Origin of the sequence: Tardiphaga sp. 866_E4_N1_4 (assembly GCF_052076075.1) — a bacterium.
GTDB classification, from domain to species: Bacteria; Pseudomonadota; Alphaproteobacteria; order Rhizobiales; family Xanthobacteraceae; genus Tardiphaga; species Tardiphaga robiniae.
The window spans coordinates 6,309,315-6,332,886 of the sequence record NZ_CP197242.1 but is presented as its reverse complement, the minus strand read 5'-3'; the positions used below and the strand labels follow the sequence as shown (position 1 = coordinate 6,332,886).

The 23,572-nt window shown below is 63.6% G+C and carries 19 protein-coding genes; 2 read left to right on the top strand and 17 right to left on the bottom strand.

Features of this window, described 5'->3' with window-relative positions; genetic code table 11:
* Positions 1-8 precede the first annotated feature (8 nt).
* From bamD to AB8B20_RS30380, 6 genes are all read right to left on the bottom strand, one after another.
* Entirely contained in the window at positions 9-905 is an 897-nt protein-coding gene (bamD, locus tag AB8B20_RS30405; RefSeq protein WP_439072982.1) for an outer membrane protein assembly factor BamD, read from the bottom strand.
* A gap of 289 nt (positions 906-1,194) precedes the next feature.
* Positions 1,195-2,160, bottom strand: a complete 966-nt coding sequence (gene lpxC, locus AB8B20_RS30400; protein ID WP_439070822.1) for a UDP-3-O-acyl-N-acetylglucosamine deacetylase — start codon at positions 2,158-2,160, stop codon at positions 1,195-1,197.
* 346 nt (positions 2,161-2,506) lie between these two features.
* Positions 2,507-4,276: a cell division protein FtsZ gene (gene ftsZ, locus AB8B20_RS30395; RefSeq protein WP_068734083.1), complete on the bottom strand. Its 1,770-nt coding sequence runs from the start codon at positions 4,274-4,276 to the stop codon at positions 2,507-2,509.
* 98 nt (positions 4,277-4,374) lie between these two features.
* Positions 4,375-5,700 carry a cell division protein FtsA gene (gene ftsA, locus AB8B20_RS30390; RefSeq protein WP_068734085.1) on the bottom strand — a complete coding sequence of 442 codons (1,326 nt, stop codon included), beginning with the start codon at positions 5,698-5,700 and terminating at the stop codon, positions 4,375-4,377.
* Positions 5,697-6,701: a cell division protein FtsQ/DivIB gene (locus AB8B20_RS30385; RefSeq protein ID WP_439070821.1), complete on the bottom strand. Its 1,005-nt coding sequence runs from the start codon at positions 6,699-6,701 to the stop codon at positions 5,697-5,699. Before AB8B20_RS30385 ends, ftsA begins: the two co-directional genes overlap by 4 nt.
* A 478-nt stretch (positions 6,702-7,179) precedes the next feature.
* Positions 7,180-8,190, bottom strand: a complete 1,011-nt coding sequence (locus tag AB8B20_RS30380; protein ID WP_439070820.1) for a D-alanine--D-alanine ligase family protein — start codon at positions 8,188-8,190, stop codon at positions 7,180-7,182.
* A gap of 133 nt (positions 8,191-8,323) precedes the next feature.
* Between AB8B20_RS30380 and AB8B20_RS30375 the strand changes: the two genes are divergently transcribed.
* A complete protein-coding gene (locus tag AB8B20_RS30375) occupies positions 8,324-9,133 on the top strand; it encodes a bestrophin-like domain (RefSeq protein ID WP_175367176.1) in 810 nt (269 codons plus the stop codon).
* 66 nt (positions 9,134-9,199) lie between these two features.
* On the opposite strand, the gene murB is transcribed toward AB8B20_RS30375, so the two are convergent.
* From murB to AB8B20_RS30360, 3 genes are all read right to left on the bottom strand, one after another.
* Positions 9,200-10,081, bottom strand: coding sequence for a UDP-N-acetylmuramate dehydrogenase (murB, locus tag AB8B20_RS30370; RefSeq protein WP_439072981.1), 882 nt, complete (start codon positions 10,079-10,081; stop codon positions 9,200-9,202).
* Positions 10,082-10,125: 44 nt separating this feature from the next.
* Positions 10,126-11,529 carry a UDP-N-acetylmuramate--L-alanine ligase gene (murC, locus tag AB8B20_RS30365; protein WP_120289046.1) on the bottom strand — a complete coding sequence of 468 codons (1,404 nt, stop codon included), beginning with the start codon at positions 11,527-11,529 and terminating at the stop codon, positions 10,126-10,128.
* Positions 11,530-11,724: 195 nt separating this feature from the next.
* Positions 11,725-12,897 carry an MFS transporter gene (locus AB8B20_RS30360; protein WP_439070819.1) on the bottom strand — a complete coding sequence of 391 codons (1,173 nt, stop codon included), beginning with the start codon at positions 12,895-12,897 and terminating at the stop codon, positions 11,725-11,727.
* A gap of 130 nt (positions 12,898-13,027) precedes the next feature.
* Here AB8B20_RS30360 and AB8B20_RS30355 point away from each other — a divergent pair, with 130 nt between their 5' ends.
* Positions 13,028-13,930 carry a LysR family transcriptional regulator gene (locus tag AB8B20_RS30355; RefSeq protein ID WP_184514693.1) on the top strand — a complete coding sequence of 301 codons (903 nt, stop codon included), beginning with the start codon at positions 13,028-13,030 and terminating at the stop codon, positions 13,928-13,930.
* Between the two features lie 18 nt (positions 13,931-13,948).
* Here the strand turns inward: AB8B20_RS30355 and AB8B20_RS30350 are convergent, their stop codons facing one another.
* The 8 genes from AB8B20_RS30350 to AB8B20_RS30315 all read right to left on the bottom strand — a co-directional run bounded on the left by AB8B20_RS30350 (position 13,949) and on the right by AB8B20_RS30315 (position 23,565).
* A complete protein-coding gene (locus tag AB8B20_RS30350; RefSeq protein ID WP_439070818.1) occupies positions 13,949-14,953 on the bottom strand; it encodes a phosphotransferase in 1,005 nt (334 codons plus the stop codon).
* Positions 14,954-15,033: 80 nt separating this feature from the next.
* Positions 15,034-16,137, bottom strand: coding sequence for an undecaprenyldiphospho-muramoylpentapeptide beta-N-acetylglucosaminyltransferase (murG, locus tag AB8B20_RS30345; protein WP_439070817.1), 1,104 nt, complete (start codon positions 16,135-16,137; stop codon positions 15,034-15,036).
* Positions 16,134-17,282 (bottom strand): putative lipid II flippase FtsW, encoded by a 1,149-nt coding sequence (gene ftsW / locus AB8B20_RS30340; RefSeq protein WP_089267347.1) that lies wholly within the window; start codon positions 17,280-17,282, stop codon positions 16,134-16,136. Before ftsW ends, murG begins: the two co-directional genes overlap by 4 nt.
* 86 nt (positions 17,283-17,368) lie before the next feature.
* On the bottom strand, positions 17,369-18,094 hold the full coding sequence (locus AB8B20_RS30335) for a uridine kinase (RefSeq protein ID WP_439070816.1): 726 nt from the start codon (positions 18,092-18,094) through the stop codon (positions 17,369-17,371).
* Positions 18,095-18,179: 85 nt separating this feature from the next.
* The gene (gene murD, locus AB8B20_RS30330) at positions 18,180-19,577 is read right to left on the bottom strand and encodes a UDP-N-acetylmuramoyl-L-alanine--D-glutamate ligase (protein WP_439070815.1); all 1,398 of its coding nucleotides are present in this window, start codon (positions 19,575-19,577) and stop codon (positions 18,180-18,182) included.
* A 4-nt stretch (positions 19,578-19,581) separates the two neighbouring features.
* Positions 19,582-20,664 carry a phospho-N-acetylmuramoyl-pentapeptide-transferase gene (gene mraY / locus AB8B20_RS30325; protein WP_068732324.1) on the bottom strand — a complete coding sequence of 361 codons (1,083 nt, stop codon included), beginning with the start codon at positions 20,662-20,664 and terminating at the stop codon, positions 19,582-19,584.
* 10 nt (positions 20,665-20,674) lie between these two features.
* Positions 20,675-22,111: a UDP-N-acetylmuramoylalanyl-D-glutamyl-2,6-diaminopimelate--D-alanyl-D-alanine ligase gene (locus tag AB8B20_RS30320; protein ID WP_439070814.1), complete on the bottom strand. Its 1,437-nt coding sequence runs from the start codon at positions 22,109-22,111 to the stop codon at positions 20,675-20,677.
* Complete coding sequence (locus AB8B20_RS30315; RefSeq protein ID WP_439070813.1) at positions 22,108-23,565, bottom strand: UDP-N-acetylmuramoyl-L-alanyl-D-glutamate--2,6-diaminopimelate ligase; 1,458 nt, start codon at positions 23,563-23,565, stop codon at positions 22,108-22,110. Before AB8B20_RS30315 ends, AB8B20_RS30320 begins: the two co-directional genes overlap by 4 nt.
* Between the last annotated feature and the right edge of the window lie 7 nt (positions 23,566-23,572).

Below are 23,572 nucleotides of genomic sequence, written 5' to 3'. Positions count from 1 at the left end.
GTCAGTTCCTAACCGAGGCCAAATCTCTTGAAGGCCTTGCTCAGGTAAGACCCCTTGTTCTCGCTCGGCTCGAGACCGCCGGACTTTACAAGATTGTAGGCGTCTTTGTACCACTTGCTGTCAGGAAAGTTGTGGCCAAGCACGGCGGCAGCGGTCTGCGCCTCGCCGACCACGCCGATCGCCATATAGGCCTCGGTCAGGCGCATCAGCGCCTCCTCGACGTGACGCGTGGTCTGGTACTGCGTCACGACGGTCTTGAAGCGGTTGATGGCGCCGGTGTAGTTGCGCTTGTCGAGATTGTAGCGGCCGATTTCCATTTCCTTGCCGGCAATCTGGTCGCGTGCGCCTTCCAGCTTCTTCTTGGCCGAGGTCGCATATTCCGAGGTCGGATATTTGCGGACCACTTCCTCGAGCGCAGCCATTGCCTTTTCGGTGCGGCCCTGATCGCGCGAGATGTCCGGGATCTGGTCGTAATGCGAGGCGGCGATCAGATACTGCGCATAGGCGGCATCCGGGCTGCCGGGATGCAGGGTGACATAGCGCGTGGCCGAGCCGATGCAGGTGTCGTAGTCGGCGGATTCATAGGCCGCATAGGCCGACATCAGCAGCGACTTGCGCGCCCATTCCGAATACGGATGCTGACGATCGACTTCCTCGAATTTCTTCGCGGCGGCCTTCGGGTCCTTGTTCTGGTTCATGAGGTACAAGCCCTCATTGTAGAGCTTGTCGGCGGGCTCCTCGACGAAGGTGTCGTCCTTGGTGCCGAACTTGTCCCAGATCGCGCCGGTGCCGCAGCCGCTCAGCGGCACGGCCAGCACGATGAGACCCGCGGCGAACCGCGCCTGGCGGCCGAAACGGGTGAGCAGTGAATCGCTGGATTCGAGCGTAATGCGCTGTGCCGACATATATCTGAGACCTGACGCCTTCATGCGGTGTCTGCGCGGTACGCGCACAATCACGGACCAACCGGATACGCGCCCGCAGCTTCGCTTGACCGCGTGCTCTATCTACCCGAATGACATCCGTTAACCAACCGGATACGGAGCCATTTCGCCCGGATTAAGGCGAAGGATGTGGAGATACAGGCGGTTATGGTTACCGGGGATGTCCCGGTGCCCGCAAAGGTCCGCGCTCGCGCAAAAGCGCAACGCAAAATACCTGCAGCGGGTAGAAGGAGGCCAGAAAGCCCGATCTTTAGGAAACGTCCGGGCCGAAAGCCGGGGCGATCATGCCGCCAAGCATGCCCGAGGTGACATCGGCGCTGGCGCGGCCGCGGCGGACGGGGACGGCATCGGCTTCGACGATCTTCCAGGCCGAACGATCGGCCATCAGGGCGCAGAGCACGGCATTGTTGAGCTTGTGGCCGCCGCGCACCGAGCGGTAGGCCCCGAGGATCGGCAGACCAGCCAGCGCGAGGTCGCCGACGGCGTCGAGTACCTTGTGGCGGGCGCATTCATCGCTGTAGCGCAGGCCTTCGGTGTTGAGCAGCTTGTCATCGTCGAACACGACGGAATTCTCGAAGGACGCGCCGAGCGCGAAACCGGCGCTCCAGAGGCGGGCCACGTCGTTCATGCAACCGAAGGTGCGTGCACGGGCGATATCGCGGCGGAAGGATTCGGGATTGAGATCGAGCACGTAGCTCTGGCGGCCAATCGCCGGATTAGCGAAGCTGATTTCGACTTCAGCGCGGAAGCCCGCGGCGTGGGGGCGGATTTCGCCGAAGGAGTCACCGATGGCAACCTGCACCGGTTTGAGAACCTGAATGAAGCGGCGACGGGCGCCCTGCTCCACAACGCCGGCCTGATCGATGGCGGCGACGAAGGCGGCTGCGGAGCCGTCCATGATCGGCACTTCCGGTCCATCGACTTCGATGGTGGCGTTGTCGATGCCCATGCCGCGCAGCGCAGCAAGAACATGTTCGGCGGTGGAAACGATTGGGCCTTCACGATCGCCGAGCACGGTGGCAAACTCGGTGGCGATAACGGATTTGGCGTCGGCCTGGATTTCGCGATCAGCACCTTCAAGACCGGTGCGAACAAAAATATAACCTGCATCGACGGGCGCAGGTCCAAGCGTGAGACTGACAGGCTTTCCGGAATGGACGCCGACACCGGTCACGGTGGCTTGCGATCCAAGCGTTGTCTGTCGGCTGAAAGTCATAAGATACCCACCCAAGTAGCCTCTCATCATGAGAGGGACTCTCTCAGTCGAACCTTGCGGCCTCCTGAGTCCCCGAGTCGCAGTCACATTAACCCCTGCCACAAAGTGCGCCAACTCACGCTTTTTTACCGATTGTTACCCCACCTTTGCCGCAATCAGGCCAGGGGTTAACCAAAATTTCTGCCGGTTCCACGTCCGTTTCGAACCTTGGCAGAGCGCGCCGGTAAAGATTAATGACTTACTATCAATAGGTTAAGAAATTCTGCTGCCTTTTGGCGGCTGTCACAAACGAAAGCCCCGGCTGATCCAGCCGGGGCTTCTGTCGTCGACACGATTGTAACAAATGTCAGCTGGTCTGGCGGCGCAGGAAGGCCGGGATATCCAGATGATCGTCGCCCTGTGGCGCCGGCGCAACAGGTGCCGGGCGGCCATGAGAATCAAGACCCTGCGGAGCCGGACGGCGGGCGTATTCGGACACCGGCGGCTCGTTGCCCATCTGCTGAGCGACGCTGCGCTGTGGCTTACGCTCGGGCAGCGGCGGCATCGGAGCCATCGGCGGGGCCGACGGACGACCGGAGACCGGCGCTTCCGTTTCCTCGTCGCGGCGGCCGAGACCGACATTGGCCAGACGCTGCAGCAGCGACAGGCGAGCCTTCTGCGGTTCCTCTTCCGATTCGCCACGTGCCTGACGGATCTCGTTCTGGGCCGGCATCGGCAGTTCTTCGAATTTCGGCATCCGCGGAGCGCGCAGCGGAGCACGTTCGGCCGATGGCGGAATGAACTGTTCGGGGATCGGCGCTTCGACAGGGGCTTCCTGACGCGGCGCTTCCGGGAACAGCGAGGGCTTCTGCGCGATCGGACGTACCATCACGTCGCCATACTGCTGCGGCGCAGCGGCTTCCGGAGCCACGGCAGCGGCGATGGCGGCGAGCGCGGCACGCTCATGGCTGGTCGCCGGGGCGCGGGGCGCGGCAGCGGGCGCCGGAGCGCCGGCAGACTTGGCAGCCGCTGCGGCAGCGAGACGCTGGTTGTCCGCGCGAAGACGCGCGGTCAGATCGGCCAGGCGGGCATCCGGAGCGCCGTTGCCGGCAGGAGCAGCAACGGCCGAGGTCACGGTGGTGACCGGAGCCGAGGAATTGCGGGCCAGCATGGCCTGCTCGATGCCGGTGGCGACGACCGACACGCGGATCACGCCGTCGAGGCTCTCGTCGAAGGTGGCGCCGACAATGATGTTGGCGTCGGCATCGACTTCTTCGCGAATGCGGGTCGCAGCTTCGTCGACTTCGAACAGGGTCAGATCCTTGCCGCCGGTGATCGAGATCAGCAGGCCGCGGGCACCCTTCATCGAGCTATCGTCGATCAGCGGGTTGGCGATCGCAGCTTCTGCTGCGGTCAGCGCGCGCTTCTCACCGGTGGCTTCGCCGGTGCCCATCATCGCCTTGCCCATCTCCTTCATGACTGCGCGCACGTCGGCGAAGTCGAGGTTGATGAGGCCTTCCTTGACCATCAGGTCGGTGATGCAGGCAACGCCCGAGTAGAGCACCTGGTCGGCCATCGCGAAGGCGTCGGCGAAAGTGGTCTTCTCGTTGGCGACCCGGAACAGGTTCTGGTTCGGGATGATCAGCAGCGTGTCGACCACCTTGTGCAGCTCGGCAATGCCGGCTTCGGCCGTGCGCATGCGGCGCTGGCCTTCGAAGTGGAACGGCTTGGTGATCACGCCGACGGTGAGGATGCCCATGTCGCGCGCGGTCTTGGCGATGACGGGCGCTGCACCGGTGCCGGTGCCGCCGCCCATGCCGGCAGTGACGAACACCATGTTGGCGCCGGTCAGGTGATCACGGATTTCGTCGATGACTTCCTGCGCGGCGGCAGCGCCAACGTCGGGCTGCGAACCGGCGCCGAGGCCCTGGGTGACCTGCGTGCCCATCTGCACGATGCGCTGGGCCTTCGACATGGTCAGCGCCTGCGCATCGGTGTTGGCGACGACGAAATCGACGCCCTGCAGACCGGCGGTGATCATGTTGTTGACGGCGTTGCCGCCAGCGCCACCGACACCGAACACGGTAATGCGGGGCTTCAGCTCGCTGATATCAGGAACGTTGAGATTGATGGTCATGAGGTTGCCTCTCGATTACGCGCGCGTTGTGTGGTCATGCCATTGGCCGGTGGCCGATGGCGTCGGAGATGGAAAAAACACTGGCCGGAAAAATTTCATCAGAAGCCCTCTCGAAGCCATCGTCCGACCTTTCCGAAATAACCGTCACTGGTCCCTGTCTTGAGCTGCCGCGTATGCCGCGGTTCGACATGTTCAAGATGAGCGAATTGCGGATAGACCAGGAGGCCCGACGGCACCGCGAACGAAGCGCTCTTGGCTTCATTGGGCAGCCGGCCGAAGCCGAGTGGTCGTGCAATGCGAACGGACCGTCCGAGAATCTGACTGCCGAGTTCGGCAAGGCCCGTGAGCTGCGACGCGCCGCCCGACAGCACCACGCGTGCGCGCGGTTCTGCAGCGAAGGGCGAATCCGCCAGCCGGTCCCTGACCATTTCAAAAATCTCCTCGGCACGCTGACGTACGATGTTCGCGATCGTGGCGCGGGATACGACCTGCGGAAAATCGCGATCGTTATCACCAGCCGTCGGCACGTTCATGAGTTCGCGCGCATCGGAGCCACCCGTCAGCACCGTGCCATATAACGTCTTGATTCGCTCGGCATCCGCGATGCAAGCACCGAGTCCGCGCGCAAGATCCATGGTGATGTGTTGCCCGCCGACCGCAAATCCCGAGGCGTGCACGAAGCGTCCGCCGGAATAGGTCGCGATGGTTGTCGTACCTGCGCCCATCTCGACGACGGCAGCACCGAGATCGGTCTCGTCGTCGGTCAGCACCGACAAACCTGCAACATAAGGCGCCGCAGCCATGGCTTCGACATTGAGATGGCAGCGCTCGACGACCAGCATCAGGTTACGCGCGACCGTCGCGTCCGCAGTGACGACATTCATATCGACGCCGAACTGCGAGGCGACCATGCCCTTGGGATCGCGAATGCCCTTCACGCCATCGAGTGAATAGCCGACCGGCAATGCGTGGAGCACCGTGCGGCCCGGCGGCGTCGCGTGGCGCATGCCGGTCGAGGTGACGCGTGCTATATCGGAGGCCGTGACGGCGCCGCCCTTGATATCGGCTGACGCTTCAATCAGTTGGCCCTGCAGGCGACCGGCCGAGACCGACAGCAAAACGGATTCGACGCGAACCTTGGCCATACGTTCGGCCAGCGCCACCGCCTGCCGGACGGCCTGCTCGGCCTCGCCCATATCGACGATCGCGCCGGACTTGACGCCGCGCGACTGGATCTGGCTGTAGCCGATCAGTTCAACCGCATGGCTGCGGCCGCGCAGGGCTTCGTTCGGCGCGGATGGCCGCAGACGCGCGATCATGCACGCGATCTTGCTGGTGCCGACGTCCAGCGACGCCACCAGCGCGGTGCGGTTGGCCGCCATCTGACGCGTTTTCGGCGCCTGGTTGCGATCGAGACCGGTCATGCCGCGCCAGCCTTCTTCTTGGACTTGTCTTGTGCCTTGAACAGATCTTCGCGCGCCTTCGCGGCGTCTTCCGACAGCCGCACGGTCAGCCGATCCGACAGCCGCATATCAATGGCGACGATGTCGCGCGAGAACAGGCGATCTTCCTTGTCGAGCTTGCTGAGCATGGCCAGCGCGTTGCCGACGTCGATTTCCGGGAGGCGGATGTCGAGGCCATCCTTCAGGCGGAGATTCCAGCGGCGCTCGCCGACAAAGATCGCGGCCTTGGTGACCGAGCGGACCTGCGGGTAGCGATCGAGCAGCGCGAGGAAATCCCTGGCGTTGCTGTCGGCGCCCTTGCCCACCACCAGCGGCAGCGACATGAAGCGGCGCGAGACGTAGTTTTCGAGAACGGCACCGTCATCGGCGATCACCGAGAGACGGCCGTCCTCCTGCCACAGCGCAAAGGCCGTGCGCTCGGTGACATCGATCTGCAGACGGTTCGGATACAGCTTCAGCACATTGGCGTCGGCGATCCACGGATTGGCCTTGAGCTTGTCGCGGACAGCCGCGGCATCGAGGAAGAACAGCGAGGAGCGACCATTGACGCCGCCGATGGCCAGGATCTCGTCCTGGGTCAGCTGCTTGCGGCCGTTGAGAATGACGGAGGCAATGCGGAAGCCGGCGGCATTGGCCGCAGCATTGCGCGCATCGCTGAAGGCCTCGACCATTTCGTCGACGTGATTGCCCTTGACCACGCCGAGCGCGACGCTGCCCGTCAGCATCAGCACGGTGGCCGCAATGCCGACGCGGCGTGGCACATGGCGCTCGAGCATCGCGATGAAGCGATTGGAGCTCTGTTCGCGGACGGCAGGCTTGGCGGCACGAAAACGGGCCCAGAAGCGGCCGAGCGGGCTCAGCTGCTCACGCAGCAGAATGCCTGCCCCAAGGGCAGCCATTTTAAGATCAGCTTGGGGCCTCAAGGGTCGCACCGACCGAGAGAGGCGTCCTCCACCATCCATACCACGAGCTCGTCACAGGTTACGTCCGCATTGGCGCGGGACTTGAGGCGCGAGTGACGTCTCGGTCCTGCCGGGATGGATTCAAGCCTTTGCAAAAGGCCGGTTTTCCATCGATACGCGTCGTCACGGAATCCCCGCAAAGCTCACGCCTCGGCAGCCAAGCGCACACGCGCCGCCAGCGTTAACCTTCGGCCTTCCTGGTAAACAAAGTGTAAAGGGGATGGGCGCAGAGCGCGATTTGATGCGGCTGTGGAAGACTTTAGCCGAGGTGTGGCCGACGCGCCCGAGGGAACTGCGGCGGCTTCGTGGCCGGCATCACCGGGTTGCCGGAATTAACGCGGGTGATCGGGTGTTGCGATGGCCAGCGATCAAACTCCGTCATGCCCGGCCTTGTGCCGGGCATCCACGTCTTCGCAGCGAAGTAAGGCGTGGACGGCCGGGACAAGCCCGGCCATGACGGAGCGAGATGGCAGGCCGCCTACCCGCCTGCCCGTTTCACCGCGAGCTCGATCTGGCCGTTCAAAAAATCCACGAAACTGATCCCCTGGGCGTTCAGCGCCTTGGGATAGAGCGAAGCTTTGGTCAGGCCCGGGAGCGTGTTGGTCTCGAGATAGACTGGGCCTTTGGCCGACACGATGAAGTCCGACCGCGAATAGCCGCGGCAGGACATCGCCCGGTGCGCCTTGACCGCGAAATCCATGATTGCAGCTGAAACCTCCGGCGTGAAGCGGCCCGGGCAGATCTCTTGCGTCGATTTGGCGAGATACTTCGCCTCGTAATCGAAACCGCCATCGGCCGGAATGATCTCGATCGGCGGCAATGCGATCAGCGAGCCGTCGGCCTGCTCCAGCACGGCGCAGGTCGCTTCTACACCAGCGACGAACGGCTCAATCACATAGTCCTCGGTCTTGGCCGCATTGCGCACAGCAACGAGATCCTGCTTCGCATTGACGAACATCAGGCCGTAGCTCGATCCGTCACGTGCGGGCTTTGCGATCAGCTTGCCGTAGTCGGCGAGCGCGGCTTCCATGTCGTTCAATGCGACACCCGCCGCGATGGGCACGCCTGCGATCGCTGCGAAGCGCTTTGCGCCGACTTTGTCGAAAGACAGATTGGATGATGCTGAGCCGGCACCGGTGAACGGGATGCCGCGCATTTCGCACATGACCTGCAGCTCGCCATTTTCCGCAGCGCCGCCATGCATGCCGAGCACCAGCACACGGTTCTCGGCTTGGGCCTTGTCGAGCGCCTGCGTCAGCACGCCGATGCTCTTGCCACCTGGCTTGAACGGATCCTCGAACGGACGATCATGGGAGAGCAGCGCCGTGCCCGACGTCTCGTAGACGCGGTCGTCGGCATCCCAGAACCACAGATCCGCATCGGGCAACGCACTGTGCAGGGCCTGTGCGGAGGCCACTGACACCAGACGCTCCTTGTTCAGGCCACCAAACATGATGGTGATCCGCTGAGGTCTCGCCTGCTCAGTCATCGTGTCGTCTCCGAACCCATCCGCGAATCGCGCCTTTGCCGACAAGGCAATAGCATCACGCTAGCCGAGTCATATAATGCCTTGTCGGGGGCGGTTTTGCGAGCCCGCCCCGCGGTGACATGGAAGCGACCTGATGATCAGAGCCTGGCTCGAACTCTCTACCTTCGGCATCTTCGCGACGCTGGGCACCATCTATTATGGTGTCGCACTGATCCTCGTGGGGCTGACCTCCAGCCGGCTGCTGTCGATGCGGCTGCGGTCCATCCACGGCATCGTCGCGCCTTTCTTTTCCTCGGTGGCCATCCTGTTCGGCCTGCTCACGGGCTTCCTTGCCAGCGACGTCGGCGACCGCAACCGCCAGGCCGTCCGCGCCGTTCAGATCGAGGCCGGCGAACTGCGCAACATCCATACGCTGAGCGTGGCATCGGTGACCGACATGTCCAACATACGCGCCGCGCTGAAGGCCTATGTGACATCGGAAGTGACGGAGGAATGGCCGGCAATGCTTCTCGGCCTGAAGTCGCCGCGCACCGATGTGGCCTATGACAGCCTGCTGCGCGAAATCAGCGATCCCGCCATCACGCGCGACGCCAGCAACACGGTGCATGGAGCGCTGATGGGCGCCTCGATCCGCGCCGGGACCGCGCGCAACGACCGGCTCAGCCTGTCGACCGATCACACCAATGATCTGAAATGGACGTCGGTCCTGCTGCTCGGGCTGATCACGCAACTGGCGCTGGCGCTGGTGCATCTGGAACGTCCGCGGGCCATGCTCGCGGCGCTCACGGTGTTCGCCAGCGGCGCCATCGTCGCGCTCGGCATTATCGCGCTGCAGGAGCATCCGTTCGACGGCGCCTTCCGCGTCGCCCCTGCGCCACTGGAGAATCTGCTGAGCATCAGCGAGGCCGGACCGGCGTCGGCACTACCGCCACCGCCGAAATAGCAGCCAAAACGTTTCCGAGCGAAGCGGTGCCGGTTCGCGTCAAGGAAATGTATCAGACAAATAGTACTACGGCGCGACGCCGATCCGCTTGATTTCCCAGTGCAGGTCGATGCCCGACTGCGCCAGAACGCGCGCGCGCACTGTCTCGCCGAGCGTTTCGATATCGGTGGCCGTGGCATCGCCGGTGTTGATCAGGAAATTGCAGTGCATCTCCGACACCTGCGCGCCGCCGACGCGCAGCCCTCGGCAACCCGCGGCATCGACCAGCTTCCAGGCCGAGTGCCCCGGCGGATTCTTGAAGGTGGAGCCACCGGTCTTCTCACGGATTGGCTGCGCCGTCTCGCGATGCGCCTGCACCTCGTCCATCCGCGCGCGAATGGCTGAGGGCTCCGTCACAGCTCCGCGGAATTTCGCTGACGTGAAAATGATCGATGGATCGACGCCGGAATTGCGATAGACGAACGCCATGCCGGCATTGTCGAAAACATGTTTCGTGCCATCGCGGCCGATGCCGGTGGCCTCGATCAGTACATCCTTGGTCTCGTCGCCATTGGCGCCGGCATTCATGCGCAGCGCGCCGCCGATGGAACCGGGAATACCGAAGTAGAATTCCAGCCCGCCGATATTCGCGGACGCCGCCGTCTCCGCCACGCGCTTGTCGAGCGCAGCCGTGCCGGCACTAACGATATCGCCTTCGGCCGATGTCGCGCCGAAGCCGCGCGGGCTCAGGCGAATGACAACGCCGTTGAGCCCGCCATCGCGCACGATGAGATTGGAGCCGACGCCGACGACGCTGACGGGAATGTCGCTGGGCAGCTTCGACAGGAAGTAAGCGAGATCGTCTTCATCGGCTGGCGTGAACAACACCTGCGCCGGACCGCCGACACGAAACCATGTCAGTGGCGCCAGGGATTCATTTGCAAGCAACCGCCCGCGCAAATCGGGCATCGCGGATTTGAGATCGGGGGTGATGTCGGGGAAGCCGGTCACGCTCACCCCAGCGCCTTCAATTCGCCCGGCAATGCATAAGCCCATTGCGTGATATTGCCTGCACCCAGACACACGACCGTATCGCCCGACTTCGCAACACCCGCGACAAGACCCGCAAGCGCCGCAGATTCCTGCAGCGGGATCACCTCGCGATGGCCGTGGGCGCGCAGGCCGAGCACGAAATTGTCGCGGTCGATGCCCTCGATCGGTGCTTCGCCGGCGGGATAAACGTCGGCGACGATCACGGTGTCGGCGTCGTTGAAGCAGGTGCAGAATTCCTCGAACAGCGACTGCAGGCGCGTGTAGCGATGCGGCTGCACCACGGCGATCACCTTGCCCGCAGTGCTTTCACGCGCGGCGCGCAGCACGGCGGAAATCTCGACGGGGTGATGGCCGTAGTCGTCGATGATCGTGACGCCGTTCCACTCGCCGGTCTTGGTGAAGCGGCGCTTGACGCCGCCGAAGCCGGCGATGGCCTTGCGGATCGCCTCATCGGACATGCCGAGTTCATGCGCGACGGCAATCGCCGCCGTGGCATTCAGCGCGTTGTGACGGCCTGGCATCGGCAGGAGGAGATTGTCGATCTCATGCGATGTGCCGGCCTTGCGATCGCGGAACGCGACCTTGAAGCTTGAGCCGCCATTGGCAGGTTTCAAATCGACCAGCCGCGCATCGGCCTGCGGGTTCTGTCCGTAAGTGATGATGCGGCGATCCTCGATCTTGCCGACGATGCTCTGCACGACGGGGTGATCGATGCACATCACGGCGAAGCCGTAGAACGGCACGTTCTCGACAAAGTGGCGGAACGCATCCTGTACGGCATCGAAGGTCTTGAAGTGATCGAGATGTTCGGGATCGACATTGGTGACGATGGCGACATCGGCCGGGAGCTTCAGGAAGGTGCCGTCGCTCTCGTCGGCTTCGACGACCATCCACTCGCCCGCGCCAAGGCGCGCATTGGTGCCATAGGCATTGATGATCCCACCATTGATGACGGTGGGATCGAGTTCGCCGGCATCGAGCAATGCGGCGACCATCGATGTCGTCGTGGTCTTGCCATGGGTACCGGCAATGGCGACGCAGGACTTGAGGCGCATCAATTCGGCGAGCATCTCGGCGCGGCGGACGACGGGAATCCGCTGGGCGCGCGCGGCCATCAGTTCCGGATTGTCGCGCTTGATCGCCGTGGAGACCACGAGCACGTCGGCGCCCGACACGTTATCGGCCTTGTGACCGACATGGATGGTGATGCCTTTTTCACGCAGACGGTTGACGTTGGCGCTCTCGGAGGCGTCCGAGCCCTGCACGGTGTAGCCGAGATTGCACAGCACCTCGGCAATGCCGCTCATGCCGATGCCGCCGATACCGACAAAGTGAATGGGTCCGATTTCGCGCGGCAGTCTCATGGGGCGTCTCTATGTTCCATCATGTCCGGGCAGCGCGAAGCGAGCTTCGCTGGACGTCCGGGCATCCAAGGCTTGTTCTAACTGATGACTCCTTCAAACAGACGTGGATGGCCGGGACAAGCCCGGCCATGACGAAAAAGACGGAAATTTGGCTTGCGGATCAGGCGAATCCGCCATCTTCGCTGCTGCTGTGCCTTACTCTGCCGCCGCGGGAACCACAGCCCGCCCCCGGTCGAAGCGGATTGCGCAAAGTGCCACAGCGAGCGCTGCCAACGGAGCCAGGGCCGCGACCCACGGCACCGAGGCAAGCCCTCCGTGATCAATGACCGCGCCGCCGAGCCAGGCACCGATGGCATTGCCGAGATTGAATGCCGCGATGTTGAAGCTCGAGGCGAGGCTCTGGCCAGCGCCATGGGCCTTTTCCAGCACCCACATCTGCAACGGCGGCACGGTGGCGAAGCCCACGGCGCCGAGCAGCGCCACGAATGCCACCACGGCGATCTGGCTGTGAACGGCGAAGGTCATCAGGAACAACACCACCGCCAGCGCAGCGAGGCTGCCCAGCACCGTCGGCAGCAGCCAGCGGTCGGCGAGCCGTCCGCCGACCAGATTGCCGACCACCAGCCCGCCACCGAACACCAGCAGGATCGGCGACACCGCAGTCTCTGAAAAGCCTGCCAGCCGGGTCAGGATCGGCGCGATGTAGGTGAACAGCGCGAACACACCAATCCAGCTCAGCACCGTAGTGAGCAGGCCAAGCAGCACCTGCGGACGCGCGAGCACCGCGAGATCCTGTTTCAGATTCGAGGGCGCCGGCTTTTCCTTATCTTGCGGCACGAACAGCGCGATGATCGCGAAGGCGGCGACGCCAACGGCAGTCACGGAGAAGAAGGTCGCGCGCCAGCCAAACCCCTGCCCCAGCCAGGTACCGAATGGCACGCCGAGAATATTCGCCACGGTCAGACCGGTGAACATGATGGCGATGGCCGAGGCCTTTTTGTCCGGCGCCACCAGCGTGGTCGCCACCACCGAGCCGACGCCGAAGAAGGTGCCATGCGCGAAAGCCGTGAGCACGCGTGCCGCCATCAGGCTCCAGTAATCCGGCGCCAGGGCGCAAGCGAGATTGCCGAGCGTAAAGATGCCCATCAGCACCAGCAGCACCGTCTTGCGCGGCCAGCGACTGGTGGCGATGGTCATGATCGGGGCGCCGAGCACGACACCCAGCGCGTAGCCAGAGATCAGCAGCCCCGCAGCCGGGATCGACACGCCGAGGTCGCCGCCGACCTCGATCAGGAGACCCATGATGACGAATTCTGTGACGCCGATTCCGAAGGCGCCGGCGGTGAGCGCGTAGAGTGCGAGAGGCATGACCGTGTCCCGTGGGTGAAGCGGGCCAATTGCCCGATGACGGGAGATGTGGACCTCCTGACATTGATGAGATAGACGTGGCATAGGCACAATATTTGTGAATTGAATTCACCCAATAGATTGAGACCAGATGTCACGACTGGACGTCAACCGCTCCGGCGAGATGGAAGTGTTCACCCGCGTGGTCGAGCTCGGCGGTTTTTCGACCGCGGCGCGGGCCTTCCGGATGACCCCCTCTGCCGTCAGCAAACTGGTGGCGCGGCTGGAAGCACGGCTCGGCGTGCGGCTGATCAACCGCTCGACGCGCAAGCTGCAACTGACCCCCGAAGGCAGTGCTTTCTACGAGCGCGCACTACGCATTCTCGACGAGATCAGCGCGGCCGAACGCGAGGCCGCCATCGGCGCCACACCGAGCGGCCTGCTGCGCGTCAATACCAGCGTGCCCTTCGGCCTGCGTCTCCTGCTGCCGCTGCTGCCGGATTTCGCGAAGCGCTATCCGGACATCAAGGTCGAGGTCGTTCTGACGGATCTCGTGGTGGATCTCCTGGAAGAGCGCGCCGATGTCGCCATTCGCGTTGGTTTGATGCGCGAGTCACGACTGTTGGCGCGCAAACTCGGCGAGAGCCGGATGGTGGTGGTTGCCGCGCCGGACTATCTCAAAGAGCGCGGCGCACCCAAGACGCCGGATAATCTCGCTGACCATAATCTGCTGCGCTTCGGCTTCGCCAAGTGGGAAAACGGCTGGCCGTTCAAGATCGGCGGCGAGACAATCGCCGTGATGCCGTCCGGCAATGCCCTCGTCAGCGACGGCGAAGCGATGCAGCACCTTGCCGTGGCCGGCATGGGCCTCGCGCGACTGGCGCGTTTTCACGTCGAGGCCGATATCAAAGCCGGGCGGCTGGTGCCGGTGCTCGAAGCGTTCAACCCCGGCGACATCGAGCCGATCCACGCCGTATTCGTCGGTCATGGCGGACAATTGCCGGCACGGGTGCGGGCATTTCTGGATTATCTGGTGGAGACCGTGAGGCTGTAGCGCTTCAGCACCTCCTCGTCATGCGTCCGCTACGCCCATTACTTGAAAGGCGCTGATCGGCGGAGGCAGCCCCGGCGGTTTCTCGCCTGTGAAAAATGCAGAGAGATACATCTTCCCAAGCAGATGCCTGGTCTCCAACGCGTCGGGCGCCAGCCGCCCGTCGCGTAAGGCTTGCCGCAATTCCGCCAGTGTAGGTGCCGAGAGGTCCGTGTCCGGCACCGAACGCGACGCGGTCGCAACCGCGCTGAACTGGACGCCCGCATAAAACAGACGGGTGAGCGCGCGCATCAGTTCGAGTCGATCGCGCAGACTGCGATCAGGCGGGTGACCAAGCCATGCCTGCAAAAGCACCTCTTCGAGTTCAGGTGACGGTGCAAAATTATCGAGCATGGTCGCCATGTCGACGACGGGATCGTTGCAATAGGCCGACTCCCAATCGACCAGCCACAGACGCTCGCCGTCGAACAGAAGATTGCGCGGCAGGATATCATTGTGGCTGGAAACCGCCTCGTCGCTATTCCACGTAAAGGCGTTGCGGAGGTCTGCCAGACGCTGCGTGTGGGCATCGAGCACACCAGGCGCAAACAGATTTGTGCGGCAGCCATGGGCCCACAGCCGGGCGACGATCTCGGGATATTCGACGAAGCGTCCGAACCTTGGCGTCGCCTGCAGGCGCCGCAGCATGTCTCCCAGCGCCTGCGCCAAAGCGTGAGGGCCGCCGGGATAGGTGTTCAATGGTTGCTCGACGATGAAGTCCATCACCGCCACACGGGCGACCTCGTCCACATGATAGAGCCGCAGCGCGATCCCTGCCTGTGCAGCGATGCGCATCGACGTATATTGGTGCGGATTGCGCAGCGGACTGGCAAGGCCCTCCATCCGCAACACGTAGCATCTGCCGCCGGCATCCACGCGATAGACGAGCGCGCCCGAGACGCCACCCGGAATCGGCCTGATGGAATCGATGGTTGCAGAACCGACGGTCGCCCTGAGCGCAGTCTGCGCTATTTCGCGGTGCGTCATCGGAATATTTGAAAGATACTCTCCGCTCATCGTCCCCCCCGGTGAACCGCGCAGGGACGACGTGTAGCAGAACCGATGACCTAAATCTTCGCGACCTTGGCGACCAGATCCGCCAGCCGCTCTGCTGCATCGAGCTTGCCGACCTTGCGTGCGCCTGCGGCCATCGCGGTCAACCGCGCCGGCTCGCCGGCCAGCGCCGAGATTTCAGCCGCCAGACGATCCGGCGTAAAGTCGCTCTGCGTGATGCGGAGTGCGCCGCCGGCATCGGCAAGCACACCGGCATTGGCGAACTGATCCTGATCGAGCGCACCCGGCAGCGGCACCAGAATGGACGGACGGCCGATGGCGCCAAGTTCGGCGACGGTGCCCGCACCGGAGCGCGAGATCACAAGTTGGCTCGATGCGAGACGCGCGGGGAGATCGCTGAAGAACGGCGCGAGTTCGGCTTTGATCTTGAGCTTGTCATAGACCGCACGCACGCGGCTCATGTCTTCGTCGCGCACCTGTTGTGTGAGGATGAGTCGATTCCACAGCGCGGGCTCGAGACGTTCGATCGCCGGCGGCACGATATCAGCCATGATGCGCGCGCCCTGGCTGCCGCCGACAACGAGCAAGCGGAATGGCCCGGTGAGATCCGGCGCGGCATAGGGGACGGCGGCGGCGGCGAGGATCGCCGGGCGCATCGGCGTGCCTGTGGTCGTGGTCTTCTTGGACAATTCGGGATCGCGGTCGAGCACGCCGGGCAGCGATGTGGCGATGGCGCTGACCTTGCCGGACAGCATGCGGTTGGCGCGGCCCATCACCGCATTGGAATCGTGAATGAGGGTGGGAATGCCGAACAGACGCGCAGCAAACAGCGGCGGCACAGTCGGATAGCCACCGAAGCCGATCACCGCCGCTGGCTTCAGGCTGCGCATCAGGTCCAGCGCCATCGCGGTGCCAGCAGCGAGCATGATCGCGGTGCGTGCCAGCGAGAGGGGATTGCGAGAGCGTACCGTCTCGCTCGGCACCACGTCGATCATCTCGCGCGAAAACAGTCCGCTATATTTCAGCGCCCGCGCATCGGTGACGAGCCGGACGCGCAGCCCGCGCTTCATCAGCGCGACGCCGAGGGCTTCCGCCGGAAACAGATGTCCGCCGGTGCCGCCCGCCGCAAGCAGGATGAGGGGCGCGGTGCTCATCACGCGTAAGTGCGCGCGACGTGGGCGTCGATCGCCTCGACTTCGGTGCGCGGGCGCATCCGCGTCAAAGCGAGCAGCATGCCAACGCTGTAAGCCAGCGAGATCATCGACGAACCACCATAGGAGATGAAGGGCAGCGTCATGCCCTTGGCGGGAATGAGGTGCAAATTCACCGCCATGTTGATCGCCGCCTGCACACCGAACAGAATGGCGAGGCCCGAGGCAGCGAAGCGCGAGAACAGATCTTCGGTGGCATAGGCGCGCGACATCGCGCGGATCACGATGAAAGCGAACAGGCTGAGCACCGCGAGACACAACAGGATGCCGAACTCCTCGGCGCCGACGGCGAAGACGAAGTCGGTGTGGCTGTCCGGCAGGCTGCGCTTGGCGATGCCCTCGCCCGGCCCGAGACCAAACCAACCGCCATTCGAGAAGGCCTCCATCGCGGTATCGACCTGGAACGTGTCGCCCGAGGCCGGATCCATGAAGCGTTTGATACGGCCGGCGACGTGCGGCACCAGGAAGTAAGCCATCAATAGCCCGCCTGCCGCGGTGGCGCCGAGGCCGAACACCCAGACCATGCGCATGCCGGCGATGAAGAACAGCGAACCCCACGCCATCAGGATCAGCATGGTCTGGCCGAAGTCAGGCTGCATCACCAGCAGCGACACCAGCATCATCAGCAAAACGATGGCCATCGACGTCGCGGGCATCTCAGGCTTGCGCGCGGATTCCGAGAATAGCCAGGCAGCGATCACGACGAAAGCCGGCTTGGCGGATTCCGACGCCTGAATGTTGATGCCGAGAATGGTGATCCAGCGCTTGGCGCCTTTCACCTCCGGTCCGATCAGCAAGGTCGCCAGGATCAGCACGATGGAGATCGCAAACACCACCAGCGCTGAGCGGCGGATCTGCCGCGGCGTCATGAAGGACACGCCGATTAGTACGATAATCGACGGCACCAGAAACAGGATATGCCGGTTGAAAAAGTGGAACGGATCGAGCCCGATGCGCGTCGCCACCGGCGGCGAGGCGGCCAGCGACAGGATCACCCCGGCCAGCATCAGCGCGATGATCGCCGCCAGCAGCAGGCGGTCCACGGTCCACCACCATTCGCTGAGCGGGGTGCGTTGTTCGCGAGAGATCATAAGCGCGTCCTGCGGGTCGATGAACTCCTATCGATGGGCCATCGTGGTTGCCAGACGGTTAATGGATTGTGAAAATTTGGCCCCATTCAGGGCGGCCAGCGGCGGGCTGTGACTGCAGGGTGCGTGAAATCGGAATAGTCGATGACGAGATTCGCGCGGTTTTGCGGGTCGTTCTCTTGCAGATACAGGCGCTGGCCTTCGATATAGCGCCGGTTGGACACGGCATCCACATCAGCCGATCCGTATCCGGGGCCGCGACCGGCGCCGCGCGGGATGGTGATGGCGAATGGCGCATCCAGAAAAATCGACAGGTCCCAGACGTCCCTGAGTTCCCGGCGGTGCAGAAAAATGCCATCGAAGACGAGGACAGCATCGGGATTGGCAATCCACCAGCAAGCGGTGACCGGGGCGTTCACGGTGTGATCGAAGATGGCAGGGCAATAGACGCGCGAGCCGGCGGGTCCGAGAGGATCGAGCAGTACTTTCCGCAACTCAACATAATTGTAGGAGTCCGCGTAAAAGCCATGTGGAGAGGTTTTCCCCTGCCGGTATCGGATCTCTCGCGTGTTGTGAAAGCTGTCCACGGAGGCGCGGATAACGGGCCGTCCGAGCGTGCCGATTACACGCGCGAGCATGTTAGCGAAGACCGTCTTTCCTACACCGTCCACGCCATCGATGCCGACGCGGAGGATCGAGCCCGTCGCATGATGCCGAATAAATTCGGCGATCTCAGCGATCAGCGGCGACGTGTCCTTGCGATCATCCGATGGCTCAATCATCAACGCCCCCTGCACGGTGCGATCAAATGACATCGACTGTTGGCTCCTAACAGCCGCGTGATATTCCCTCGACTGAGCCACAACACGTCGGCTGATACTGGATCGTGAAGATCACGCCTTAAACCGCCCTCACCCCATCCAGCGCCAGCACCAGTTCGCGGAACCGATCGCCGCGGATTTCGAAATTGCGGAACTGGTCGAACGACGCACAGGCAGGCGACAGCAGCACGACCGGCTCCGCCAGCCCCGCTTCCGCGGCATCGCGCGCGGCATTGGCCACGGCGACGTCGAGACTGACGCTGATCTCGTAGGGCACCTTGCCGTCCAGCGTCTGCGCGAAATCGTTGGCGGCTTCGCCGATCAGATAAGCGCCACGGATGCGCGGGAAGAATTCGGCTAGCGAGGTGATGCCGCCCTCCTTCTGCTTGCCGCCGGCGATCCAGAAAATGTCGTTGAAGGACGACAGCGCTTTCGCCGCAGCGTCCGCATTGGTGCCCTTGGAGTCGTTGACGAACAACGTCGTGCCTTGGCGCCCGACCTGCTCCATGCGATGCGCGAGGCCGGGAAAGCTGCGCAGGCCTTTTTGCAGTACGGCTGAACTGACGCCCAGCGCCAGTGCTGCCGCCGAGGCACATGCTGCATTCTGCGCGTTGTGCAGGCCGCGCAACGAGCCGATACCAGCGATATCGACCACATCGCTCTGCGCGCCGCCGGCATTGCGCACGATGGTGCTGCCACGGATGGTGAGGCCATCGGCCAGCGGATGTTCGACGGAGACGCGCACCACGCGCTTGCCGGATTGCTCGACCCGATCGGCTGCCTTGCTGCACCAGTCGTCGTCGACGCCGATGATCGCCGTGCCGCTCGTCTGTACGCCGGCGACGAGGCGTTCCTTCACCGCGGCGTAATGCGCCAGCGTGCCGTGACGATCGATGTGATCGGGCGTGACGTTGAGCAAGATGCCGACGGAAGGATCGAGTGAGGGCGTCAGATCGATCTGATAGGACGACATCTCGATCACATGGACGCGGCCGGCGCGCGGCGGCTCCAGCGACAGGATCGCGGTGCCGATATTGCCGCCCATCTGCGTATCGAAACCGGCCTCGCGCATCAGATGCGCGACGAGCGCCGTCGTCGTCGATTTGCCATTGGTGCCGGTAATGGCAACGAAAGGCGCATCAGGCGCATGCAACTTGCGCTCGCGGCAGAACAGTTCGATGTCGCCGATGACCTCGACGCCTGCTCCTTTCGCAGCGACGACTGTCCAATGCGGCGCCGGATGCGTCAACGGCACACCGGGCGTCAGGATCAGGGCGGCGAAGGCGCCCCACGCGACCGTGCGCAGATCGGCGGTGATGAAACCTGCCTGCGTGGCCTGAACCATCCTGTCGATGCTGTCGTCGCAGGCGATGACTTCGGCGCCGCCCGCCTGCAGCGCGTGGCAGGATGCGAGGCCGGAGCCACCGAGGCCGAACACGGCGACGGTCTTGCCGGCGAATGAGGTGACCGGGATCACGCTCTCACCGCAGCTTCAGCGTGGAGAGGCCGACCAGCGCCAGCATCACCGAGATGATCCAGAAGCGGATGACGATCTGCGGCTCGGTCCAGCCCTTCTGCTCGAAGTGATGATGGATCGGCGCCATACGAAAGACGCGCTTGCCGGTGAGTTTGAACGACGTGACCTGCACGATCACCGAGACGGCCTCCAGCACGAACAGGCCGCCGATCACCGCGAGCACGATCTCGTGCTTCACGGCCACCGCGATGGAGCCGAGCATACCGCCCAGCGCCAGCGAGCCGGTATCGCCCATGAAAATCGAGGCCGGCGGCGCGTTGAACCAGAGGAAGCCAAGCCCTGCCCCGAGCACCGCGCCGCAGAGCACAGCGAGTTCACCGGTGCCGGCGACATAGTTGATCTGCAGGTAGTCGGAGAACACCGCGTTGCCGGCGAGATAGGCGATCATGCCGAACGAGGCCGATGCGATCATGACAGGCACGATGGCGAGACCGTCGAGACCGTCGGTGAGGTTCACGGCATTTCCAGCGCCAACGACGATGAAGGCGCCGAACAGCACGAAGAACCAGCCGAAATTCACGATCACGTCCTTGAGGAACGGGATCACCAGCGAGGAGGACAGTGGATCGCGGCCGAGCTTGACGAAGGCGAAACAGGCGGCACCCGCGATGATGAATTCGATCAGCAACCGCGTGCGACCGGCAAAGCCCTTGTGGCTCTGCTTGGTCACTTTGAGATAGTCGTCGTAGAAACCGACGAAGCCGAAGCCGAGGGTAACCGCCAGCACGATCCAAACATAGGGATTGCGCGGATTGGCCCAGAGCAGCGTGGAGACTACGAGGCCGGACAGGATCATCAGCCCGCCCATGGTCGGCGTGCCCACCTTGACCAGATGCGATTGCGGCCCGTCGGTGCGGATCGGCTGACCTTTGCCCTGGCGCAGACGCAGATTGTCGATGATCCAGGGTCCGAACAGGAACACGAACAGTGCGCCGGTGACCACCGCGCCGCCGGTGCGGAAGGTGATGTAGCGGAACACGTTGAACACCGGCACGGTGCCCGCGAAGTCGATCAGCCAGTAGAACATTCAGTCCGCCCTATACCGCGGCGTCGTCGAGCGCGGCGTTGCCGGGAAAGCGCTTTTCGAGCGCGGAGACAATCGGTTTCATCTTCGAGCCGAGCGAGCCCTTGACCATGATGGCGTCACCGGCGCGGATCGCGGCCAGCACCTGCGATTCGAGCGCCGCCGCATCCCCGGCATAGCCGCCCCGCTTGCCCGTGGAAAGGGCGTCCCAAAGGTTGCGCATCAGGGGACCACAGCAAAATACCAGATCGATGCCGTTGGACTGCACCGCATCCAGCAGCCCGGCATGAAGTTTCGCGCCATCGGCGCCTAGTTCGAGCATGTCGCCGAGCACCGCAATGCGACGGCCCTTTGGCCCGACAGCCGCAGCGCCCAGCACGTTGATGGCGGCCGCCATCGAAGCCGGATTGGCATTGTAGCTCTCATCAATCAGCGTCGCCTCGCCGCCTGGCACTTCGAGCACATGGCGAGCGCCGCGGCCCACAGCGGGCACGACCTGCGACAGCGTCAGCGCGGCATGAACGAGATCGGCGCCCATCAATTCGGCTGCCGCCAGCACCGCCAGCGAATTCATCGCCATGTGGCGGCCGGGCATGCCGAGCTTGTAGGTCACATCATGGCCGAGAATGTTGGCATGCACCGCTGAACAGGTCGGATGCAATGAAACGTCGAGCAGCCGTGCCTCAGCCTTCTGGTCGGCGCCGAACGAGACGATGCGCGAGACACCTGCCTTCTTGGCGCTCTTCTGCAGCCGCGCGAACTGCGCGTTGTCGCGGTTGAGAATCGCGACGCCATCGGGTTCAAGCCCCGAAAAGATTTCGGCTTTCGCATCCGCGATCGCTTCGACACCGGCGAAGAATTCCAGATGCACCGGTTCGACGGTGGTGATGACGGCGTAATGCGGCCGGACCATCTTCACCAGCGTCTTGATTTCGCCGGCATGGTTCATGCCGATCTCGAAGATCGCGAAACGTACATCGGCCGGACAGCGCGCCAGCGTCAACGGCACGCCCCAGTGATTGTTGAACGAGGCGACCGAGGCATGTGTCTTGCCCTGCGCTTCCAGCACACGGCGTAGCGCTTCCTTGGTCGAGGTCTTGCCGACGGAGCCGGTGATCGCAATGATCGGCGCCTTCAGACGTGCACGCGACGCGATGCCGAGTTCGACGAGCGCTGCGAGCACGTCGTCGACCACCAGCAGGCGCGCATCGGCGGGAAACTTGTCGCGCTGCGCCGCTTCGACGACGGCGAGACCAGCACCGGCTTTCAGCGCGGCTTCGACGAAGGCGTGGCCGTCATGCACGTCGCCCTTGATCGCGAAATAAGCCTCGCCCGGCTTGATGGTGCGGGTATCGATGGAGATGCCGGCGATGCCTTCCGGCAGCGCGCCTTGTGTCGTGGTGCGCATTGCCTCGACCATCGCGGCCGATGTCCAAAGAAACTCGCTCATGCATTCCTCTTGGCAAGCGCCGCTGCGGCGGCCTCGTGATCGCTGAAAGGTAGCGTGCGGGTACCAACGATCTGTCCGGTCTCGTGGCCCTTGCCGGCGATCAGCAGGGCATCGCCGGGCTGCAGACCTTCGACAGCCACGCGAATGGCTTCGGCGCGATCACTGATTTCAATGGCGCCCTTCGCAGCCGCCATGATTGCCGCGCGGATCGTTGCTGGATCTTCGCTGCGCGGATTGTCGTCGGTAACGATCACGCTGTCGGCATTTTCACTGGCAATCTCACCCATCAGCGGCCGCTTGCCGGCGTCGCGGTCGCCGCCAGCGCCGAACACCACGACGAGCTTGCGCTTGGCATAGGGACGCAGCGCCTGCAGTGCTTTCGCGAGCGCATCAGGCTTGTGCGCGTAATCGACGAACACCGGCGCGCCGTTGTGCACACCGACCTGCTCGAGACGCCCCTTCGCGCCTTGGAGATGTTCGAGCGCGGCGAAGGTCGCATCGACATCACCGCCGGTACCGATCACAAGACCGGCCGCAACAAGCGCGTTCTCGATCTGGAATTCGCCAACCAGTGGCAGCCTGATCGCGTATGTCTTGCCGCGATGCTCGAGCATGAGTTTCTGCGCGAAGCCTTCGACGGTGGCGTCCACAAGGCGAATACCCTCACCCACGCCGTCGCCTTTGCGACCGACTTTCATCAGGCGCAGGTGGCGCGACTGTGCGGCATGGATCACCTGCGGCGAATGTTCGTGATCGGCCGCGATCACGGCGACGCCACCGTCCACGACCAGATTGAGGAACAACCGCAGCTTGGCACTGAGATAGTGCGCGACGTCCGGATGGTAGTCCATGTGATCGCGCGACAGATTGGTGAAGCCGGCGGCAGAGACCCGCACGCCATCGAGCCTGAATTGATCAAGCCCGTGCGACGATGCTTCGAGCGCGAGATGCGTCACGCCCTCGCCGGTGATCTCGTCGATCTGCTTATGCAGCGAGATCGGATCCGGCGTGGTCAGCGAGCCATAGACGATGCGCTTCGGCGAGACGAGACCGATGGTGCCGATGCTTGCGGAGGCATATCCGAGGCGGTCCCAGATCTCGCGCGCAAAGGATGCGACCGAGGTCTTGCCCGATGTCCCCGTGACGGCGGCAATGACCGCTGGCTGACGCGGATAGAATTTCGACGCCGCCAGAGCCAGCGCAAGGCGCGGATTGGGCGTGCGCACGAAGGGTACGGACAGATCGTCGGGCTTGTGGGCACCGGCGACGGCGACGGCACCTGACGCCAGTGCCTGTGCGATGAAACGCGAACCGTCGGTCTTCGCACCGGCGAGTGCGAAGAACAGATCGCCCGGCTTCACTGCGCGGCTGTCCACAGCCAGTCCGGTGACGGTGACGTCCCTTGCGGACTGCTCCATCACGGCATCAGGGTTGAACAAATCGCGTAGTTTCATGCTGCTC

What these genes read in the sequence shown, in the direction of transcription:
- AB8B20_RS30360 (WP_439070819.1), bottom strand. Translation starts at nt 12,897, where the DNA reads ATGCCTCTCGCACTCTACGCGCTCACCGCCGGCGCCTTCGGAATCGGC.
- AB8B20_RS30355 (WP_184514693.1), top strand. Translation starts at nt 13,028, where the DNA reads ATGTCACGACTGGACGTCAACCGCTCCGGCGAGATGGAAGTGTTCACC.
- AB8B20_RS30315 (WP_439070813.1), bottom strand. Translation starts at nt 23,565, where the DNA reads ATGAAACTACGCGATTTGTTCAACCCTGATGCCGTGATGGAGCAGTCC.
- AB8B20_RS30375 (WP_175367176.1), top strand. Translation starts at nt 8,324, where the DNA reads ATGATCAGAGCCTGGCTCGAACTCTCTACCTTCGGCATCTTCGCGACG.
- lpxC (WP_439070822.1), bottom strand. Translation starts at nt 2,160, where the DNA reads ATGACTTTCAGCCGACAGACAACGCTTGGATCGCAAGCCACCGTGACC.
- murB (WP_439072981.1), bottom strand. Translation starts at nt 10,081, where the DNA reads ATGCCCGATTTGCGCGGGCGGTTGCTTGCAAATGAATCCCTGGCGCCA.
- mraY (WP_068732324.1), bottom strand. Translation starts at nt 20,664, where the DNA reads ATGTTCTACTGGCTGATCGACTTCGCGGGCACCGTGCCGGTGTTCAAC.
- ftsZ (WP_068734083.1), bottom strand. Translation starts at nt 4,276, where the DNA reads ATGACCATCAATCTCAACGTTCCTGATATCAGCGAGCTGAAGCCCCGC.
- bamD (WP_439072982.1), bottom strand. Translation starts at nt 905, where the DNA reads ATGTCGGCACAGCGCATTACGCTCGAATCCAGCGATTCACTGCTCACC.
- ftsA (WP_068734085.1), bottom strand. Translation starts at nt 5,700, where the DNA reads ATGACCGGTCTCGATCGCAACCAGGCGCCGAAAACGCGTCAGATGGCG.
- AB8B20_RS30320 (WP_439070814.1), bottom strand. Translation starts at nt 22,111, where the DNA reads ATGAGCGAGTTTCTTTGGACATCGGCCGCGATGGTCGAGGCAATGCGC.
- AB8B20_RS30380 (WP_439070820.1), bottom strand. Translation starts at nt 8,190, where the DNA reads ATGACTGAGCAGGCGAGACCTCAGCGGATCACCATCATGTTTGGTGGC.
- AB8B20_RS30335 (WP_439070816.1), bottom strand. Translation starts at nt 18,094, where the DNA reads ATGTCATTTGATCGCACCGTGCAGGGGGCGTTGATGATTGAGCCATCG.
- murC (WP_120289046.1), bottom strand. Translation starts at nt 11,529, where the DNA reads ATGAGACTGCCGCGCGAAATCGGACCCATTCACTTTGTCGGTATCGGC.
- AB8B20_RS30350 (WP_439070818.1), bottom strand. Translation starts at nt 14,953, where the DNA reads ATGACGCACCGCGAAATAGCGCAGACTGCGCTCAGGGCGACCGTCGGT.
- AB8B20_RS30385 (WP_439070821.1), bottom strand. Translation starts at nt 6,701, where the DNA reads ATGGATGGTGGAGGACGCCTCTCTCGGTCGGTGCGACCCTTGAGGCCC.
- ftsW (WP_089267347.1), bottom strand. Translation starts at nt 17,282, where the DNA reads ATGATCTCTCGCGAACAACGCACCCCGCTCAGCGAATGGTGGTGGACC.